General features: G+C 48.3%; 14 protein-coding genes and 1 pseudogene. 12 read left to right on the top strand and 3 right to left on the bottom strand.

Translation table 11 applies throughout. The annotated features are described in order from the left end of the window. The first annotated feature begins 116 nt into the window (after nucleotides 1-116). The 8 genes from ACWGOO_RS12575 (at nucleotide 117) to ACWGOO_RS12540 (ending at nucleotide 8742) form a co-directional block, all read left to right on the top strand. On the top strand, nucleotides 117-1085 hold the full coding sequence (locus tag ACWGOO_RS12575; protein ID WP_452483824.1) for a cation diffusion facilitator family transporter: 969 nt from the start codon (nucleotides 117-119) through the stop codon (nucleotides 1083-1085). 277 nt (nucleotides 1086-1362) lie between these two features. Then, nucleotides 1363-2526 (top strand): AI-2E family transporter, encoded by a 1164-nt coding sequence (locus ACWGOO_RS12570; protein ID WP_452483822.1) that lies wholly within the window; start codon nucleotides 1363-1365, stop codon nucleotides 2524-2526. 97 nt (nucleotides 2527-2623) lie between these two features. Then, complete coding sequence (locus ACWGOO_RS12565; protein WP_452483821.1) at nucleotides 2624-3643, top strand: LLM class flavin-dependent oxidoreductase; 1020 nt, start codon at nucleotides 2624-2626, stop codon at nucleotides 3641-3643. 231 nt (nucleotides 3644-3874) lie between these two features. After that, on the top strand, nucleotides 3875-4768 hold the full coding sequence (locus tag ACWGOO_RS12560; RefSeq protein WP_452483819.1) for an ABC transporter ATP-binding protein: 894 nt from the start codon (nucleotides 3875-3877) through the stop codon (nucleotides 4766-4768). Between the two features lie 231 nt (nucleotides 4769-4999). Next, nucleotides 5000-5146 (top strand): hypothetical protein, encoded by a 147-nt coding sequence (locus tag ACWGOO_RS12555; RefSeq protein ID WP_452483817.1) that lies wholly within the window; start codon nucleotides 5000-5002, stop codon nucleotides 5144-5146. Nucleotides 5147-5267: 121 nt separating this feature from the next. Next, complete coding sequence (locus ACWGOO_RS12550; RefSeq protein WP_452483815.1) at nucleotides 5268-5744, top strand: glutathione peroxidase; 477 nt, start codon at nucleotides 5268-5270, stop codon at nucleotides 5742-5744. Between the two features lie 383 nt (nucleotides 5745-6127). Further along, nucleotides 6128-7489 (top strand): FAD-dependent oxidoreductase, encoded by a 1362-nt coding sequence (locus tag ACWGOO_RS12545; RefSeq protein WP_452483813.1) that lies wholly within the window; start codon nucleotides 6128-6130, stop codon nucleotides 7487-7489. Nucleotides 7490-7893: 404 nt separating this feature from the next. Continuing rightward, nucleotides 7894-8742, top strand: a complete 849-nt coding sequence (locus ACWGOO_RS12540; RefSeq protein WP_452483812.1) for a formate/nitrite transporter family protein — start codon at nucleotides 7894-7896, stop codon at nucleotides 8740-8742. A gap of 11 nt (nucleotides 8743-8753) precedes the next feature. On the opposite strand, the gene ACWGOO_RS12535 is transcribed toward ACWGOO_RS12540, so the two are convergent. Continuing rightward, nucleotides 8754-9029, bottom strand: coding sequence for a hypothetical protein (locus tag ACWGOO_RS12535; protein ID WP_452483810.1), 276 nt, complete (start codon nucleotides 9027-9029; stop codon nucleotides 8754-8756). Between the two features lie 71 nt (nucleotides 9030-9100). Between ACWGOO_RS12535 and ACWGOO_RS12530 the strand changes: the two genes are divergently transcribed. The 3 genes and pseudogenes from ACWGOO_RS12530 to ACWGOO_RS12520 all read left to right on the top strand — a co-directional run bounded on the left by ACWGOO_RS12530 (nucleotide 9101) and on the right by ACWGOO_RS12520 (nucleotide 12754). After that, nucleotides 9101-11233 (top strand): molybdopterin-containing oxidoreductase family protein, encoded by a 2133-nt coding sequence (locus ACWGOO_RS12530; protein WP_452483808.1) that lies wholly within the window; start codon nucleotides 9101-9103, stop codon nucleotides 11231-11233. A gap of 17 nt (nucleotides 11234-11250) precedes the next feature. Continuing rightward, nucleotides 11251-12157: pseudogene (locus tag ACWGOO_RS12525) on the top strand (MFS transporter); the annotation flags it as partial. Between the two features lie 102 nt (nucleotides 12158-12259). Then, nucleotides 12260-12754 carry an N-acetyltransferase family protein gene (locus ACWGOO_RS12520; RefSeq protein WP_452483806.1) on the top strand — a complete coding sequence of 165 codons (495 nt, stop codon included), beginning with the start codon at nucleotides 12260-12262 and terminating at the stop codon, nucleotides 12752-12754. 108 nt (nucleotides 12755-12862) lie between these two features. On the opposite strand, the gene ACWGOO_RS12515 is transcribed toward ACWGOO_RS12520, so the two are convergent. Both ACWGOO_RS12515 and ACWGOO_RS12510 read right to left on the bottom strand, forming a co-directional pair. Next, nucleotides 12863-13411, bottom strand: a complete 549-nt coding sequence (locus ACWGOO_RS12515; RefSeq protein ID WP_452483804.1) for a GNAT family N-acetyltransferase — start codon at nucleotides 13409-13411, stop codon at nucleotides 12863-12865. A gap of 89 nt (nucleotides 13412-13500) precedes the next feature. Then, a complete protein-coding gene (locus tag ACWGOO_RS12510) occupies nucleotides 13501-14229 on the bottom strand; it encodes a copper amine oxidase (protein WP_452483802.1) in 729 nt (242 codons plus the stop codon). Nucleotides 14230-14435: 206 nt separating this feature from the next. On the opposite strand from ACWGOO_RS12510, the gene ACWGOO_RS12505 reads away from it, so the two are divergent. Then, nucleotides 14436-16115, top strand: coding sequence for a glutamine--tRNA ligase/YqeY domain fusion protein (locus ACWGOO_RS12505; RefSeq protein ID WP_452483800.1), 1680 nt, complete (start codon nucleotides 14436-14438; stop codon nucleotides 16113-16115). The last annotated feature ends 106 nt before the right edge of the window (nucleotides 16116-16221 follow it).

Here is a 16221-nt window from a genome sequence, read left to right as displayed (position 1 = left end):
TAACCAGCATTACTGCGCTGAGAAAACAAAGAAAACTAGCAGCATAGCTGCCTTGAAAGTAACCGATTAACTTGGGGATACATTTGCTTTCAAGATAGATACGGAGGCTATACATCATGCAGGAACAGGATATGGGCAAACGCGCTATGGTGTCAGCGTGGACCAGCCTGATCAGCAACATCCTATTAACAGGCATTAAAATCATTACAGGCGTCATGTTCAACAGCAAGGTGCTGGTTGCTGACGGTGTGCATAACGCCGGGGACGTAATCGCCTCGGCAACGGCACTGGGAGCGATGCGCATATCGAGCCTGCCGCCGGATGAGGATCATCCATATGGTCACGGCAAGGCAGAGGTCATTGGGGCCAGCGTGGTGGCGGTCATTTTGTTCGCAGCCGGCATATTTATCGGCTACCATTCCATAATAGCGCTGTTTGAACCGATGCCGAAGGAGCATATACTGGCATTGGTGGCGGCGATCATCTCCCTGCTCTGGAAGCAATGGCTGTATATCTATACGATCCGTATCGGCAGGGCAGCCAATAGCCAGGGTCTCATTGCTACGGCCAAAGATCATCTGGCGGATGTGTACGCCTCCGCTGCTGCTGTACTGGGTATCGGTTTGGGCCTGATCGGGGAGCACTGGAGCATTCCGATTTTATCCTACGGGGACCCGATTGCCGGGTTTGTGGTCGCATTGCTGGTTCTGAGACTGGCGTGGGAAATGGGCCGTGAATCCATAGATGTACTTATGGAAAAGGCTATTGCAACCGAGGAAATCGAAAGCTATGCCCAAGCAGCCCTAAGTGTAGCCGAGGTTCAGCGAATTGACCGCATCCGTGCCCGTGAGCACGGCCATTACATTATTGTGGATATCCGCGCTTCTGTGGATGCCTCTCTGACGATTCAGCAGGGGCATGATATTATCCGGCTGATCAAAGGAGCTGTGATGAAGCAGGAACCGAGGGTTTACGAGGTGCTGGTGCATCTTAATCCATGGTACGCGGACACCCCTGACCCTACTAATCTGGCGCCGCAAGAACATGATAATAACCGTGTGACAGACAAGGAAGATAACCATTAGCCACAGGTCAATCGTGATACGCTGAACAGACGACGTGAATTGACAGATTACTTGCAGGCAAGAAAACAAACCTGTGACCACAACGACGGATTCCGCTGCAACCAAGACAGCGATTCTCCATAACATTCCAAAGCAAGCGAAGTTTGTATGTCGTCGTACAACTTTGTTTGCTTTTGTGTTTATTCGGGTATAACCTTGTATATTTTGATCTAAAAATATATCTTAACAATATGAAGGGTCATTACACTCATTTGCTTAAAGAGAAGGGGAATGTCATGTGGAAACAATTCCGGCATGGAAAGACCGATTCAAAAAGTTTTTTCTGAACAACAAGTTTGTGTTATTCCTGCTGGTACTGCTGCTCATCGGTTTGAATGTATTGGTACTCACCAAAATTTCATACATATTTACCCCCGTTATTGTGCTGCTGAAAACGATCATTCTCCCTGTCATTTTGTCAGGTGTTTTGTACTATCTGTTCAATCCGCTGGTTGATGTATTGGAGCGCAACAAGGTCAAACGGTTATACTCCATTATTGTGCTGTATTTGCTCATCATTGGGATTATTACCGTCGTGATTACATCGGTAGTGCCTGTGATCCGCGATCAGATTCAGGGGTTGATTCAAAATGTACCTGCATACATCGAACAAGTACAACGACAATTCGAGAAGCTGATCGGTAGCGATTTTGTGAACCAGTTCCAGAATACTGTTCAAATTAATCCATCTGAGCTGGCCTCCAAGGCTTCGGAAAAGATATCTGCTTTCATCAACAATGCATGGGCGGGTGTGGGTAGCTTCTTGGGCGTGGTCACGGAAACGGTGCTTGCCATTGCCACGGTTCCATTCGTTCTGTTTTACTTGCTGAAAGACGGACGTAAGCTACCACAGACGATTCTGAAAATGTTCCCGCTTGTGTTACGCAAGGAAACAGATCGCATTATGACCGAAATGAATCATCAAGTCAGTTCGTATATCCGGGGGCAGATTATTGTCAGTTTCTGTATCGGGGGGTTGTTGTATATCGGCTACCTGATCATCGGACTGGACTACTCTCTGACGCTTGCCGTCATTGCGTCCTTTACGAGCGTTGTTCCTTATTTGGGACCCGTGATTGCCATTACGCCTGCATTAATTGTAGCTTTGGTAACATCTCCAGTTATGCTGCTCAAGATGGTTATCGTATGGACAGTCGTACAGCTCATTGAGGGCAAATTTATTTCTCCGCAAATTATGGGCAAGTCTCTCCGGGTGCATCCGATCACCATTATCTTTGTCATTCTGACGGCAGGCAATCTGTTTGGAGTGGTAGGGATTATACTGGCGGTTCCAGGCTATGCAGTATTGAAGGTTATCGTCACACATCTGTTCAATTTCTTTAAGGAACGTTCACACCTCTATGAAGCAGATAAAGCAAGAGAGAGTCTCTACGAAAAATAGAGCTGTTCAGTCGATCACGGCACTTCTTGGGTAACTGTGGCTCTACGTGCTATAATTAACACCTATTCTTATTCCATAACAGAAAGGTCAGACTTTTATGATACAACTCAGCATTCTTGACCAATCTCCGGTATTGGAAGGCATGACGCATGCGCAAGCGTTACACAAGACCGCCGAGCTTGCTATAGAGGCGGAACGCTTGGGTTATCACCGCTTCTGGGTGTCAGAGCACCATTCGGCCTCCAATCTTGCAGGCTCCAGCCCGGAGGTACTCATTTCGCATCTGGCGGCTCGTACATCGGCCATTCGCGTCGGCTCGGGCGGTGTAATGCTGCCACATTACAGTGCTTATAAAGTAGCGGAAAACTTCCGTGTGCTGGAAGGGCTATATCCAGGGCGGATGGATTTGGGCCTGGGACGGGCCCCAGGAGGAATGCCAGTCGCCACCAGAGCCTTGCAGGAGGGTAAAATCAGGAACGGCGTTGATCTATACCCCGAGCAACTTGATGATCTGCTGGCCTATCTGCATGACAATACAGGTAGTGAGCATCGCTTCGGTTCTTTACAGGCGATGCCGCTCGTAGAAACCGTGCCGGAAATGTGGCTGCTCGGCTCCAGCGGCGACAGTGCAGAGCTTGCAGCCGAACGCGGCGTGGGTTTTGCATTCGCGCAGTTCATCAACGGCGCAGGCGGCACAAAAGCGATACAGGAGTATCAGGAGCATTTTAAGCCCTCGCAGCATAGTGACCGCCCTCGTTCACTTGTTGCCGTATTTGCTATCTGTGCGGATACCGAAGAGGAAGCCAACCGACTGGCTTCGAGCATGGATCTGTCTCTGGTGCTGCTGGAGCAGGGAATGCGTTCCGGAGGCACACCTTCGGTGGAAAAAGCACTGGCTTATCCATATACGCCATATGACCGGATGCGCATCCGCGAGAATCGCAAGCGTATGGTGGTGGGTTCGCCTGAGCAGGTGAAGCACCAAATGGAGCAATTGAGTGAGGACTATCATACACAGGAAATCATGGTCACAAGCATGATTTACGACTTTGACGCCAAGATGAAATCCATACGTCTCATGGCTGAAGCATTTGGGCTGCGTTCTGTACAGTCTTGATGTTGTCTGCCGGATATTAGAAGATCACAGCTTTGAGAAGCTGTGATCTTTTTTTGTGAAATTTCGGGGTCATTTTCAATGAAATGATTCGTATGCTAAGGTGAATGCGTCAATCAACACTTGATAATGATTATCAATATCTTTATTATATAAAGATAGAATGAAGTTTTGATGAATATCGTGCGTTAAGCCCGTGACTATATATTAGATAAGGGAAAGGAATGATTCGGCATGTTTCGTCTGAAGACGGCTAATCTGGATATTGCTTATGAAGATCGGTTGATTGTGGAGGATCTGAACGTTGAAATACCGCAAGGGAAAATCACAGCATTGGTGGGCGCAAATGGCTCCGGAAAGTCCACCATTCTGAAGACGATGGCTCGCATCATGAATCCTAAAGGCGGCAGCGTTCTGCTCGACGGTAAATCCATTCATAAGCAATCCACTCGGGAGGTAGCGAAGCAGCTGGCTATTTTGCCGCAAAATCCGACTGCACCGGAAGGATTGACTGTGACGGAACTGGTATCTTACGGACGTTTCCCCTATCAAAAAGGCTTTGGTTCTATGAAAGCAGATGATCGTAAAATGGTAGAGTGGGCCATTCAGGTGACAGGAATGAGCGAGTTCCACGATCGCCCGATCGACCAGCTCTCTGGCGGGCAGCGCCAGCGTGCATGGATTGCCATGGCGCTTGCGCAGGATACGGATATTTTGTTTTTGGATGAGCCGACCACCTTTTTGGATATGGCGCATCAATTGGAAGTGTTGCATTTGTTAGAGTATTTGAACACTTCATTCGAACGCACCATTGTCATGGTGGTGCATGATTTGAACCATGCAGCCCGGTACGCCCAGCATATGATCGCGATCAAAAAAGGGAAGGCCGAGGCTGTAGGAACGCCAACCGAGGTCATGTCCCCTGACGTGCTGCGCGAGGTGTTCGGTATTGAAGCGGATATCGTAACAGATCCTCGTACCGGTGTACCGCTGTGTTTTCCATATGCTTTGGCCGGACAACCAGCGGTAAGCCTAGCCGTAAAGGGATTGAATCTGGAAGAGAGTCAATTAGTGGGCTCCGTTTTCGAGCGGCGCGAAGCCAGACCACAGGTAGCAGCAAGAGGATAAAGGAGACCTAATGAATCCACTGGATTATGATCAGTTTGAGCAATTGGCGCGAATAGTGACAGACACACCAGAAGAATGCAGTATACTCCGGGCTCGTGGCAGAATGGCTTGAATCGGATAAGCTTAGTCTGTGATGGAGTATTATGGTGAGTTGCTGCGTGCGAAAGACGGCTTGGCCACAGCCGTTTATTTGGTGAACCAGTTGCGTGGTCTTGTGTTTGCTCAGCAACTGTGCTGTATTTTAAGGACAGAGTACAGCTATTGCTGACCGATCTACAGGATGTGGAGCATTTTGAAGAAGATTATGATGATGTGACGCGGGAGCTGGAGGAAGAGGTATTGTTTTGCGTGTCCAAGAATGTCCGCTTCAAAACGTGAAGAACGCAGACTCGAAGTGGTGGCGTCTCGCTAAAGTATCGAGGGATGTTGGCATGTCCGTTTCGTTTTGGGTAAAATAGATGATGAAATTTAAACCAAGCGAAACAAAGGAGGATGCTATATGTCGGTCTATTCACATCATGCCGTAACCCCAGCGAATCAGGAGGTTCCTCTGAATACCTACACCGGTAAGGTGCTGGTAATCGCGAATACCGCAAGCAAATGTGGACTTACCCCGCAATATGGGGATTTGCAAAAGCTATATGATGAATATAAGGATCGGGGACTGGTTGTATTAGGTTTCCCTTGTAACCAATTTGGCGGTCAGGAGCCGGGCAACAGCGAGGAAGCGGCTGAATTTTGCCAACTGAATTACGGGGTTAATTTCCCGGTGTTCGCTAAAGTGGACGTCAACGGCCCGGATACAGCACCTCTGTTTGAATATTTGAAAAAGCAGCAGCCTGGAGAACAGGAAGACGGTACGATTCAATGGAATTTTACGAAATTCATTGTGAATCGTGAAGGTGTGCCGGTGGGTCGCTTTGAACCCAAGGAATCACCAGAGGCCATGAAAGCTGCCATCGAGCGATTGCTATAATAGCCTCTGCCTAGTCAAAAATATACGTTTAGATTAGGTCGAATTTCCGGCGTTTCTCCGGATTCGGCCTTTTTTGCTTTCAGCATTTTACATTCCATTGATCGTTGCAGTGGCATTTGGAAGCCTGATAAAAAGGCATAATCAAGCCCCATACGGGAAAAACTGAATGTAGCAAAGAGACGTTTTAGCAAACGGCTGACTTTGTATCTTCCCGACTTTAAAAATGTGGACAAATTGTGAATATCATAAAATTTATTGCAATGTGAAAAATGTCACATTATAATAAGCATATAAAGTGAAATAAATCACAATGAGCAATGCCATTACGTGAAACAATTCACAATTATCATACATTGTATGCCCACACCAAGGAGGAATTCAACATGAAAGTAGCAGTTATCGGATGTACACACGCAGGTACGGCAGCCATCGTCAACACAGCCAAATGTTATCCAGATGCCGAAATTACCGTTTACGAGCGTAATGACAATATTTCGTTCTTATCCTGTGGTATTGCGCTGTACGTAGGTGGTGTCGTCAAAGATCCGCACGGCTTGTTTTATTCTTCCCCGGATCAACTGGCTGAATTGGGTGTCAAGACCAAGATGCTTCATGAGGTAACGAGTGTCGATACAGCAGGCAAAACGCTGCAAGCACGCAATCTTCAAACAGGAAAAGAATTTACGGATACCTTTGATAAATTAATTGTAACTACGGGCTCATGGCCTATTATTCCGAAGCTGGAAGGTATTGAGCTTGATCATATTCTTCTCTGCAAAAACTATAATCATTCCAATGACATCATTGAGAAAGCCAAGCATGTGCAGAATATTACAGTTGTCGGGGCCGGATATATCGGTGTTGAGCTGGTGGAAGCTTTTCAAATGAACGGTAAGAACGTAACGCTGATTGACAGCGCTGATCGTATTTTGAATAAATATTTGGACCCGGAATATACAGACCAAATTGAAGATTCCTTGAAGGAACATGGTATCAAGCTGGTGCTGGGAGAAACAGTGAGTCGTTTTGAAGGAAATAACGGTAAGGTGAATAAAGTGGTGACATCCAAAGGAGAATATGAAACAGAACTTGTTATTCTCTGCATCGGCTTCCGTCCTCAAACGGATCTGCTTAAAGGTCAGGTAGACATGCTGCCCAACGGCGCGATCATTGTGGACAATTATATGCAAAGCAGCTGCCCGGACGTATTTGCCGCAGGCGATAGCTGTGCAATCCGCTACAACCCGACAGGTAAAACAGCTTATATTCCATTGGCAACCAACGCTGTTCGTATGGGTACGCTGGTGGCACGCAATTTGGTCCAACCGACCATTGCCTATATGGGAACACAGGGAACCTCGGGTATTAAAATTTATGAAGATAATATTGCAGGAACAGGTATGACGGAAGCGGCAGCAGCGGACGAAGGCATGGCTGTAGAGGCTGTAACCATTGACGACAGCTACCGACCTGAATTTATGCCAACTTCCGAAAAGGTGCTGCTAAAAGTTGTATATGAGCAGGAGACACGGAGAATTGTCGGGGCACAAATTATGTCGAAAGTAGATTTGACCCAATCGATTAATACCCTATCGGTAGCGATTCAAAATCATATGACCATTGATCAGTTGGCCTTTGTCGATTTTTTCTTCCAGCCGCATTACAACAAGCCTTTGAATTTCTTGAATGCAGCGGGTTTGCAAGCATTACCTCCGATATCTGAACGGAAGCCAGTTACCGTATAATTCATTTTGTCTGTGACATTGTTCATAAGTTTGTCAACAATATGAAACGTACAGATGATTCCATATAGTACAATAGAGAGAGCATAAAGATTAGGGGGTAAGTGATTTATGGATTTGTTTTATATCCTTTTTCTTGTAGCCGTGGCGCTGGTAGGACTCGGAGGAGTTATTTGGTTCCTGAGGGCAGTTGAAAAGAAAGAATATAACTAAATCATAGGCACTTAGTGGCACGGTAGATGCAAGAATACACGAAAAACAGTCCTTTATCCAAGGGCTGTTTTTTTAATATTGAACAAAGTGATTTTTTTCACAAACAAAATCAATGATATTAAATAAAATATATGATATTAAATAAAATATATGAGAGAATATTCGAGTAAAAAGATGTTAAAGGAGTGGGATATATGGCAAGTTATAAACCGGGGCAAATTGCCGAAATGACGGTGAAAACAGGAGTGGCCAAAGCGAACAATCCATGGACTGTGGCAGTGGTATTGGGATTTTTGGCAGGTGCATTTATTGCGCTTGGGTTTTTGCTGGATATACGTGTTATCGCAAGCGCGCCCAAAGAATGGGGAAGTATTGCTACCTTTATTGGAGCAGCCGTGTTCCCTGTAGGTCTGGTATTGGTATTGATCGGAGGAGGAGAATTGCTGACCGGTAATATGATGGCTGTCCCTTTAGCGAGATGGGCAGGACGGATCAAGACCGGGGCTATGTTCCGTAATTTGGCGATTATTACGCTTAGTAATTTTGCGGGTGCGTTGTTTGTTGCCTTTTTCTTTGGCCATGTACTGGGTTTAACCGAGACAGGACCTTATTTGGACAAAGTGGTGGATATGGCGGGACACAAGCTGCATGAAAGCTTTTTGCAATCATTTATATCTGGTATTGGATGTAACTGGCTGGTAGCGCTGGCTGTATGGTTGGCGTATAGCACGGATTCGATCGGCGGCAAAATTATGGGGATCTGGTTCCCGACGATGGCCTTTGTAGCTATCGGGTTCCAGCACGTTGTAGCGAATATGTTTCTGATCCCGGCGGCTATTTTTGCAGGCCATTTTTCATGGGCAGATTATATTATGAACTTCATTCCGGTTTGGCTGGGGAATTTGGTGGGAGGAAGCCTGTTTGTAGCTGGGGCTTACTGGTTGGCATATTTGAAAAAGCCTCATACCGCTGTGCATCCTGTGAATGAATCATCTGAGGAACCCTCGTCTACTGCAACAACTCCGTTGAGTGACCATGCCTGATTAAGCTGGGCTTAGAAAATGGGAACAAAGCAAATCCGCCATGGCAGGTCTGGGGGAACGAAACCTGTCATGGCGGATTTTTTTGGGAGTGATCCATGATTGGCATGGAGGATGAGTGTGCTCTCGTCCATAATGCCTTGATCTCTTTTACCCTTGGTATTCAATAATGAAACAGGTAGGATCAAAATATAATAAAGAACATTAGAAATCCGTTTTGCTGTGAGCAGCAAGCGGATTTTTTGATCTTTTTGGACGAATTTGGTTTGGCAAAATCCTTCTCTTGCCATAGGGCATAGCTGTATATATGATAAGAACAGTATAAAATTTGGAAATGGTAACGGAAAGGAGCATCAATACCATGGATCATCGCAACATCGCGCCTCCTGAGGCTGTGTTTCAGCAAGACTTGCAAAGGGGGCATCGAATGACGGAGCGTACGGACGGTATTTTTCCGGCTGTATGTCCGCTGGATTGCCCGGATACGTGCGGGCTCCTGCTTCACAAGGAAGATGGAAAGATCGTCAAGGTGACCGGTAACCCGGATCATCCCATTACAAAAGGGGCTATTTGCAACAAAGTTCGCAATATGACGGAGCGAGTGTATGACCCCGAGCGGGTGCTCTATCCGTTAAAGCGTGTAGGTCCCAAGGGTGAAGGACAGTTTGAGCGAATCAGCTGGGAGGAGGCTGTCGATACCATTACAGGCCGCTTCAAGGAACTGATTCGCACGGACGGCCCGGAATCTATTCTCCCCTACAGCTATTATGGCAATATGGGCGTGTTGAGTGTGGACGGGATGGATCGTCGTTTTTTCAATGCGCTGGGTTCAAGCCAACTGGACCAGACGATTTGCAGCGTTGCTGGGAATGAAGGCTGGGCATCCGTCATGGGTTTTAAGGGCGGCACCAGTCCGGAGGATACAGAGGATGCTGACCTCATTATTGTATGGGGTGGAAATGTCATTAGCACCAATATGCATCAGGTGGTATTGGCCGAGAAGGCACGTAAAAAAGGTGCCAAGGTGATCGTCATTGATGTCCACCGCAACCGGACAGCGCAATGGGCGGATTGGTTCATTCCGCTCTACCCGGGAACGGATACCGCGCTCGCGCTGGGTGTTATGCACGTACTGTTCGAGCAAGGGCTGACGGACGATGAATTTTTGCGCCGCTATACGGTTGGTCATGAGGAACTGCGCGAGCATGTGAAGGCATATACCCCGCAGCGGGTCTCACGCATTACAGGCGTGCCGGAAGCAGATATTATCCGTCTGGCGGAGATGTACGGGCAGGCGCGAGCGGCGTATATCAACATTGGCAACGGGCTTCAGCATCACGATAATGGCGGCATGAACGTACGCGCGGTTACATGCTTGCCTGCGCTCACTGGGCAATGGCTGAAGCACGGCGGGGGAGCATCGCGTTCCAACGGCGCATACGGCAAATTCAACGGCGCCAATCTGGCGCGTCCTGATCTGCGTAAGAACCCGGATGCCCGGGTGATCAACATGATCCAAATCGGCGAAGCGCTGCTACAGAAGGACGAGCCGCTCAAGGCGCTGTTCGTGTATTGCAGCAATCCGGTTGTCGTAGCACCGGATGCCGATCGGGTGACGCAGGGGTTTGAACGGGAGGATCTGTTCACGGTCGTTCACGACCTGTTCCTCACCGATACGGCCCGCTATGCGGATATTGTACTGCCTGCGGCGTCTTCCTTTGAAGGCACAGACCTGTATAAATCGTATTGGCATCATTATATCCAGATGCAGGAGCCAGTCATTGCTCCACTCGGGGAAAGCAAAAGCAACTATGAGCTGTTTAGCCTGCTCGGACAGGCTATGGGCTTTGACGAGGCTGCTTTCACTGAAAGTGAAGAGGACATGATCGCGGGTGCACTTGATAATCCGACGAATCCTTATCTCAACGGTGTGACTTTGGAATCCTTAAAAAAGTCACCTTTTGTCAAACTGGACATGACGCCAAAGGCTACCTATCTGGATCGTCTGACGACGCCTTCGGGCAAGATTGAGCTGTATTCAGAAAAGATGAAGCAAGCGGGTCTGCCCGCGATGCCTTCGTATGTGCCGCTGATCGAAGGATATGACGGAGAGCATCGACCGCAAGCGGACGAGCGGTTCCCGCTGATGTTTATTTCGCCACCGAATCATAATTTTCTGAACTCAACGTTCGCGAATTTGCCCAAACATCAGCGGCTGGAACGAGAGCCTTTACTGCAAATTCACCCGGAGGATGCTCAGGCAAGAGACATCGCGGACGGCGATTCGGTTACGGTATGGAACGACCGGGGAACGTATGAACTGAAAGCCAAAGTCACGGATCTGATGCTGCCTGGTACGGTGATTTGCCAAGGGTTATGGTGGGAAGGTAAAGGACGCAGACAGCGTGCTAATGTGTTGACCTCTGATCGGCTGTCGGATATGGGGCGGGGGGCTACTTTCTTTTCAACGGTGGTAAATGTGAAGCGCCCATGAGATAATGTCTTTTTATGGTGTCAGATGCGGGGATTGCGATATTGTTGCAGTCCCTGGGTGGGATTTTGGGTCAGGTGTTATTATGATGGGCTTTATCGTTTTTTTAATGTCGTATCTGTGCCCGTGATTCAGGCATTTGTAGGTTTTTGCTTTGCTGACCGTCGTGGAGAGCTGTTCAACAAACGGGATTACCTCTGCGGTATTTGCCGGGTTTTTCTGGTCCTATCTGAGCAGGGTAGATCGGGAAGCGGGGGAAGTTCACCTCAGCAAGTCCGTGAAGAAAAGAACAGAGGGAATACCAGCGCGGATACTCTTCCGTGATGCCAGGCTGTATCTCTTCGTCGGATTGGGTTCGCTTTTTTTATGGTTCGGTCATTCGATGTGGAATACGGGAGTGTCCCCGTATATTATTGAGCAGGGCTTGCCTAAAACGATGTACGGGCTACTATGGACATTGAACGGTGTGCTTATTTTTGCTGCACAGCCGATTATTTTCTGGCTCAAGCGTCTTTATGCCCGGCACGCTTCGGCTCAAATGACGTGGGCCGGAGGATTTTATTTGGCAGCCTGTATCGTCATGCTAGGCACACAGAACTATACGGGGATGATATTCGCCATGGTTTTGGCGACCCTGGGAGAGATGCTGATCGCACCTGCGGTTCCGGTATTTTTGTCGGATCACGGAGGCCGGGGGCACCCTTTTACATCGGGTTAGTAGGGGGGATTGGCGCAGCCGGACGGGGATGGGGCCTTATATTATGGGAAGGCTATATGATGGCGGTGGTCTCCCACCCACACTTTGGCTGGCATCGCGCGTGGGGGTTTTATCCATCCTGTTTTTCATTCTGCATAGCGGATTGAACCGTTCCCGCCGTGAGGATGATTTTTGAGACTACATCCAAGACAGACATTTCCAGTTCTTAAGGCCTAATAAATACTGTGACAAGCCCGTGATTATGGTACAATATATGACGAATGTTGCTGCCTATGCTTCAGGAAAGCCTTCACAGGAAGGATTGAAAGAAATTGCTTACGAGTCAACCCCTGACAATACGTCATTCGGAGATGAAGGATGCTCCTGATCTGATTGCGCTGGATGAATTGGTATGGAATGAAGGAACGGCCCCCGCGTCGCTGTCATGGAAGTCACGTGGGGAATTTTTGCGCAATACGCCTCCCGGCTCTCAACTGGTTGCTATCGAACAGGGAGTGCTTTGTGGTTATATCGGATTTCGTTCTCCAACGCTGTTGGCTAGTAATTGTCATGTGTTGGAAATAAATATAGCCGTGCATCCGGCCTATCACCGCAAAGGTATTGGGACGACGCTTATGAACGCCATGAAGGATATTGCAGCCGCTGAGGGCATTCGCAAATTAAGCTTGCGGGTACTCTCGTGCAACACGGAGGCCCTTATGTTTTATGAAAAATGCGGTTTTTCGATCGAAGGACGTTTGCATGAGGAGTTTTACATAGCGGGCCAATTCGTGGACGATGTGTTAATGGCTTATTTCTTAAAATAGACATGGATTCTACAGCACAATCAGCTTCTTATAGCCTCCTATAAGCCGTTCATAAGGAACAGCGCCGCAGACCCTAAACGGATTGCGGCGCTGTTTTATGATGCAAGGTTACCGAAGCTGTTTCCACTCGCTCTGGAGCATGCCGTACACAGCATGGTTCATATAGCCGTCGGGCAGCAGTTCCGCTTCGCGGATAATACCTTCGAGCACGAAGCCCAGACGTTCCGGGATACCCCGGCTACGGCGGTTGGTGGTGGCGCAGCGGATTTCGATCCGGTGCAGGTCCAGCTCTATCAGCGCATATTCGATGAATACGCGGCATGCGCTGGTCATGAAGCCTTGTCCTTCGTAACCGTGTCCAAGCCAGTATCCAATACTGACCGAACGGTGAGTCCAATTGATTTCATGAAAGCTGATGATACCAGCCAACTCATTATCCAACCAGATTCCGGCGGTCACGCTGCCGTTCTCTACGGCTTGCTTCAAGGCGCTCTGCACGAACTGCTCTGTGTGGCTGATTTCCGTGGTGGAATCCACCCATGGAAGCCACTGACGCAGGCGATCACGGGACATTTCAATCAACTCAAACAGAGGCTGCACATGCTCTTTGGTGAGCGGACGAAGGACTGTGCGTTCGTCCAACGCGTATGTAAACATGACGGATCCTCTCCCCTCTTTCACTCGGAAAATCGCTAAACCAGCCAGTCTAGCATTTAATCCCATGCTACCTTATTCTGCGAGAGTCGTCAAAACGGAGAGGAAGCCGCAAACTCAATAGGTCCCACCCGGAACTGTCCATGCTCATATACATATTTCAGTTCCAAATCTCCTACAAATTCGGTCGGGGACACGCTGCCGGATACGGTAGCGCGCAGAGGAGGCTGTTCGGCATCATACATGACGACAGAGCTGAAATCGAGACGATCTGTAAAATGGGCTGGATCATCGTAAAACGCCGATGCTTTGGGGTCGAGCGTGTGTGTGATGCCATCAATCGTGACTGCAATATGCACCTGCTGGTTGTGGTCACGCAGTTCCACACTGCTGTGGACGCGCCGGGAGACGGCATCTGCCGCCGATTCAACCGCATACTCGTCCATGGTCTGGGCGTTGACAATATGAAGTTCTTGCAATTCGACACCCGTGCCTGAAGCGCGGGTCAGGATGACCACGGCTTCGCGAATGCCATCGCCGTTTACATCCGAGTAGTACAACTGCGGTGCGGTGGCGATATCTGCCGAGCCTGACCATGCGAATGTACGGCGCTGCTGGCCGATTTCCAGCATGGCTGTGCGGAATAGCCCCTGAGAAGGCGGCTCCTCAACATATAATTTAACAGATGAGTCTTCAGGGGCGACGGCTAACGGAGGAGATTGTACGGTTTCGGGCATCGGGTCCGGTGAAGGATAACCGGAAATCATGCCGGAGGATGACGACAGCATGGACAGCAGGATCACGATGAGTAGCTTAAACACGGGTGGGTTCTCCTTTTCCGGGTAATAAAAGATATATACACTATAACGAATTTATTTGTCAGAAATGTTAACTCTTTTTCATAACTTGTTACTTTTTTGAATGAAGAGGGCATAAGGTCTTTCATTTTATTGAGTTATGCGGTGTGAAAGGGTATATTTAAGGGAACAGATTTTGTACAGATTACACGGAAGAAAGGTTGATTAGCGTGGAGAAGCCGATCACTCCCCCCAATTTTATTAAGAGTGTCATTGAAGAGGATTTACGTACGGGTAAGGTAAAGAAAGTTGTTACACGCTTTCCACCAGAGCCGAATGGATATTTGCATATTGGACATGCCAAAGCCATCTGGATCAATTTCTCGTTGGGAGATGAATTCGGAGGACGCACCAACCTGCGTTTTGACGATACGAATCCAGCGAAGGAAGACACGGAATACGTAAACTCCATTCAGGAGGACGTGAAGTGGCTCGGTTATGAATGGGAGGAAAAACATTTTGCCTCCAACTATTTTGACGAAATGTACAACCGCGCCGTTCTGCTGATCCAAAAGGGTAAAGCCTACGTAGACGATCAAAGCGCGGACCAAATCCGCGAAACTCGTGGCACACTGACCGAACCGGGGCAAAACAGTCCTTACCGTGAACGTAGCGTGGAGGAGAATTTCAAGCTGTTCGAAGAAATGCGTGCAGGTAAATATCCAAACGGTGAAAAGGTGCTGCGTGCTAAAATTGATATGGCTTCGCCGAACATTAATTTGCGCGATCCGGTGATTTACCGTATTTCGCATACCGAGCATCACAACACAGGTGACAAATGGTGCATCTACCCAATGTATTCCTACGCTCATCCGCTGGAGGATGCCATCGAGGGTGTAACGCACTCGCTCTGTTCGCTGGAGTTTGAGGATCAGCGCCCGCTGTACGATTGGGTTGTAACTGAATGCGAGATGGAAAAGGTACCGCACCAATACGAATTTGGACGGCTGAACCTGGCTCAAACCGTAACTAGCAAGCGTAAGCTCAAGCTTCTGGTAGATGAGAAGCACGTAGATGGCTGGGATGATCCACGTATGCCGACGATTTCCGGTTTGCGCCGCCGTGGCTATACGCCGGAAGCGATCCGCAGCTTTGTATATGAGACGGGCATTTCCAAAGCCTACGGCGTGATCGACCTGCAAGTGCTGGAGCATTTTGCACGTGAGGACTTGAAGCTACAGGCACCTCGTACAATGGCGGTCATTGATCCGTTGAAGGTGGTCATTACGAACTATCCTGAAGGACAGGTTGAAATGCTGGAGGCGGAAAACAATACGGAAAATCCGGAGCTGGGTACACGCCAAATTCCGTTTTCGCGTGAGATTTATATCGAGCGTGAGGATTTCATGGAGAATCCGCCAAGCAAATACTTCCGCCTGTTCCCTGGCAATGAAGTACGCCTCAAGCATGCTTATTTCATCAAATGTAACGATGTCATTAAAGATGCGGACGGTCATGTAACGGAAATCCATTGTACCTACGATATAGAAACCAAGAGTGGATCCGGCTTTACCGGACGCAAAGTGAAAGGCACAATCCATTGGGTGGAGGCTACTCAGGCCGTTCCTGCTGAATTCCGCCTGTATGAGCCTTTGATTAACGCAGAAGACCCGGAAGTGATTGAAGAGGATGCAACGGAAAAAACCTTCCTCGACCAATTGAACCCTAACTCTCTGGAAATTGCCCATGGCTTTGTCGAGCCGAATATGAAAGAAGCACAATCGCAGGACAAGTTCCAATTTTTCCGTCATGGTTATTTCAGTGTCGATCCGAAGCTTTCCAAGCCGGGTGAGCCTGTATTCAACCGTGTGGTGTCACTGAAAAGCTCTTTCCAATTGCCTAAGCAATAGGTTATTGGAAGCGTGGGATGGACGGTAGCTTTGTGCGACCAAGCCCAAAAAAGGAGTCTGCCATCGGCAGACTCCTTTACTTGTACGTCCAGCATAGGCTCTATCT

This window comes from Paenibacillus sp. NPDC055715, assembly GCF_053617595.1.
This window is presented reverse-complemented; position numbering and strand designations above follow the sequence as displayed.

Excerpts from the sequence above, each read along its gene's own strand:
- ACWGOO_RS12550 (WP_452483815.1), top strand. The coding sequence starts at position 5,268 with ATGTCGGTCTATTCACATCATGCCGTAACCCCAGCGAATCAGGAGGTT.
- ACWGOO_RS12560 (WP_452483819.1), top strand. The coding sequence starts at position 3,875 with ATGTTTCGTCTGAAGACGGCTAATCTGGATATTGCTTATGAAGATCGG.
- ACWGOO_RS12565 (WP_452483821.1), top strand. The coding sequence starts at position 2,624 with ATGATACAACTCAGCATTCTTGACCAATCTCCGGTATTGGAAGGCATG.
- ACWGOO_RS12540 (WP_452483812.1), top strand. The coding sequence starts at position 7,894 with ATGGCAAGTTATAAACCGGGGCAAATTGCCGAAATGACGGTGAAAACA.
- ACWGOO_RS12515 (WP_452483804.1), bottom strand. The coding sequence starts at position 13,411 with ATGTTTACATACGCGTTGGACGAACGCACAGTCCTTCGTCCGCTCACC.
- ACWGOO_RS12530 (WP_452483808.1), top strand. The coding sequence starts at position 9,101 with ATGGATCATCGCAACATCGCGCCTCCTGAGGCTGTGTTTCAGCAAGAC.
- ACWGOO_RS12575 (WP_452483824.1), top strand. The coding sequence starts at position 117 with ATGCAGGAACAGGATATGGGCAAACGCGCTATGGTGTCAGCGTGGACC.
- ACWGOO_RS12545 (WP_452483813.1), top strand. The coding sequence starts at position 6,128 with ATGAAAGTAGCAGTTATCGGATGTACACACGCAGGTACGGCAGCCATC.
- ACWGOO_RS12535 (WP_452483810.1), bottom strand. The coding sequence starts at position 9,029 with ATGGCAAGAGAAGGATTTTGCCAAACCAAATTCGTCCAAAAAGATCAA.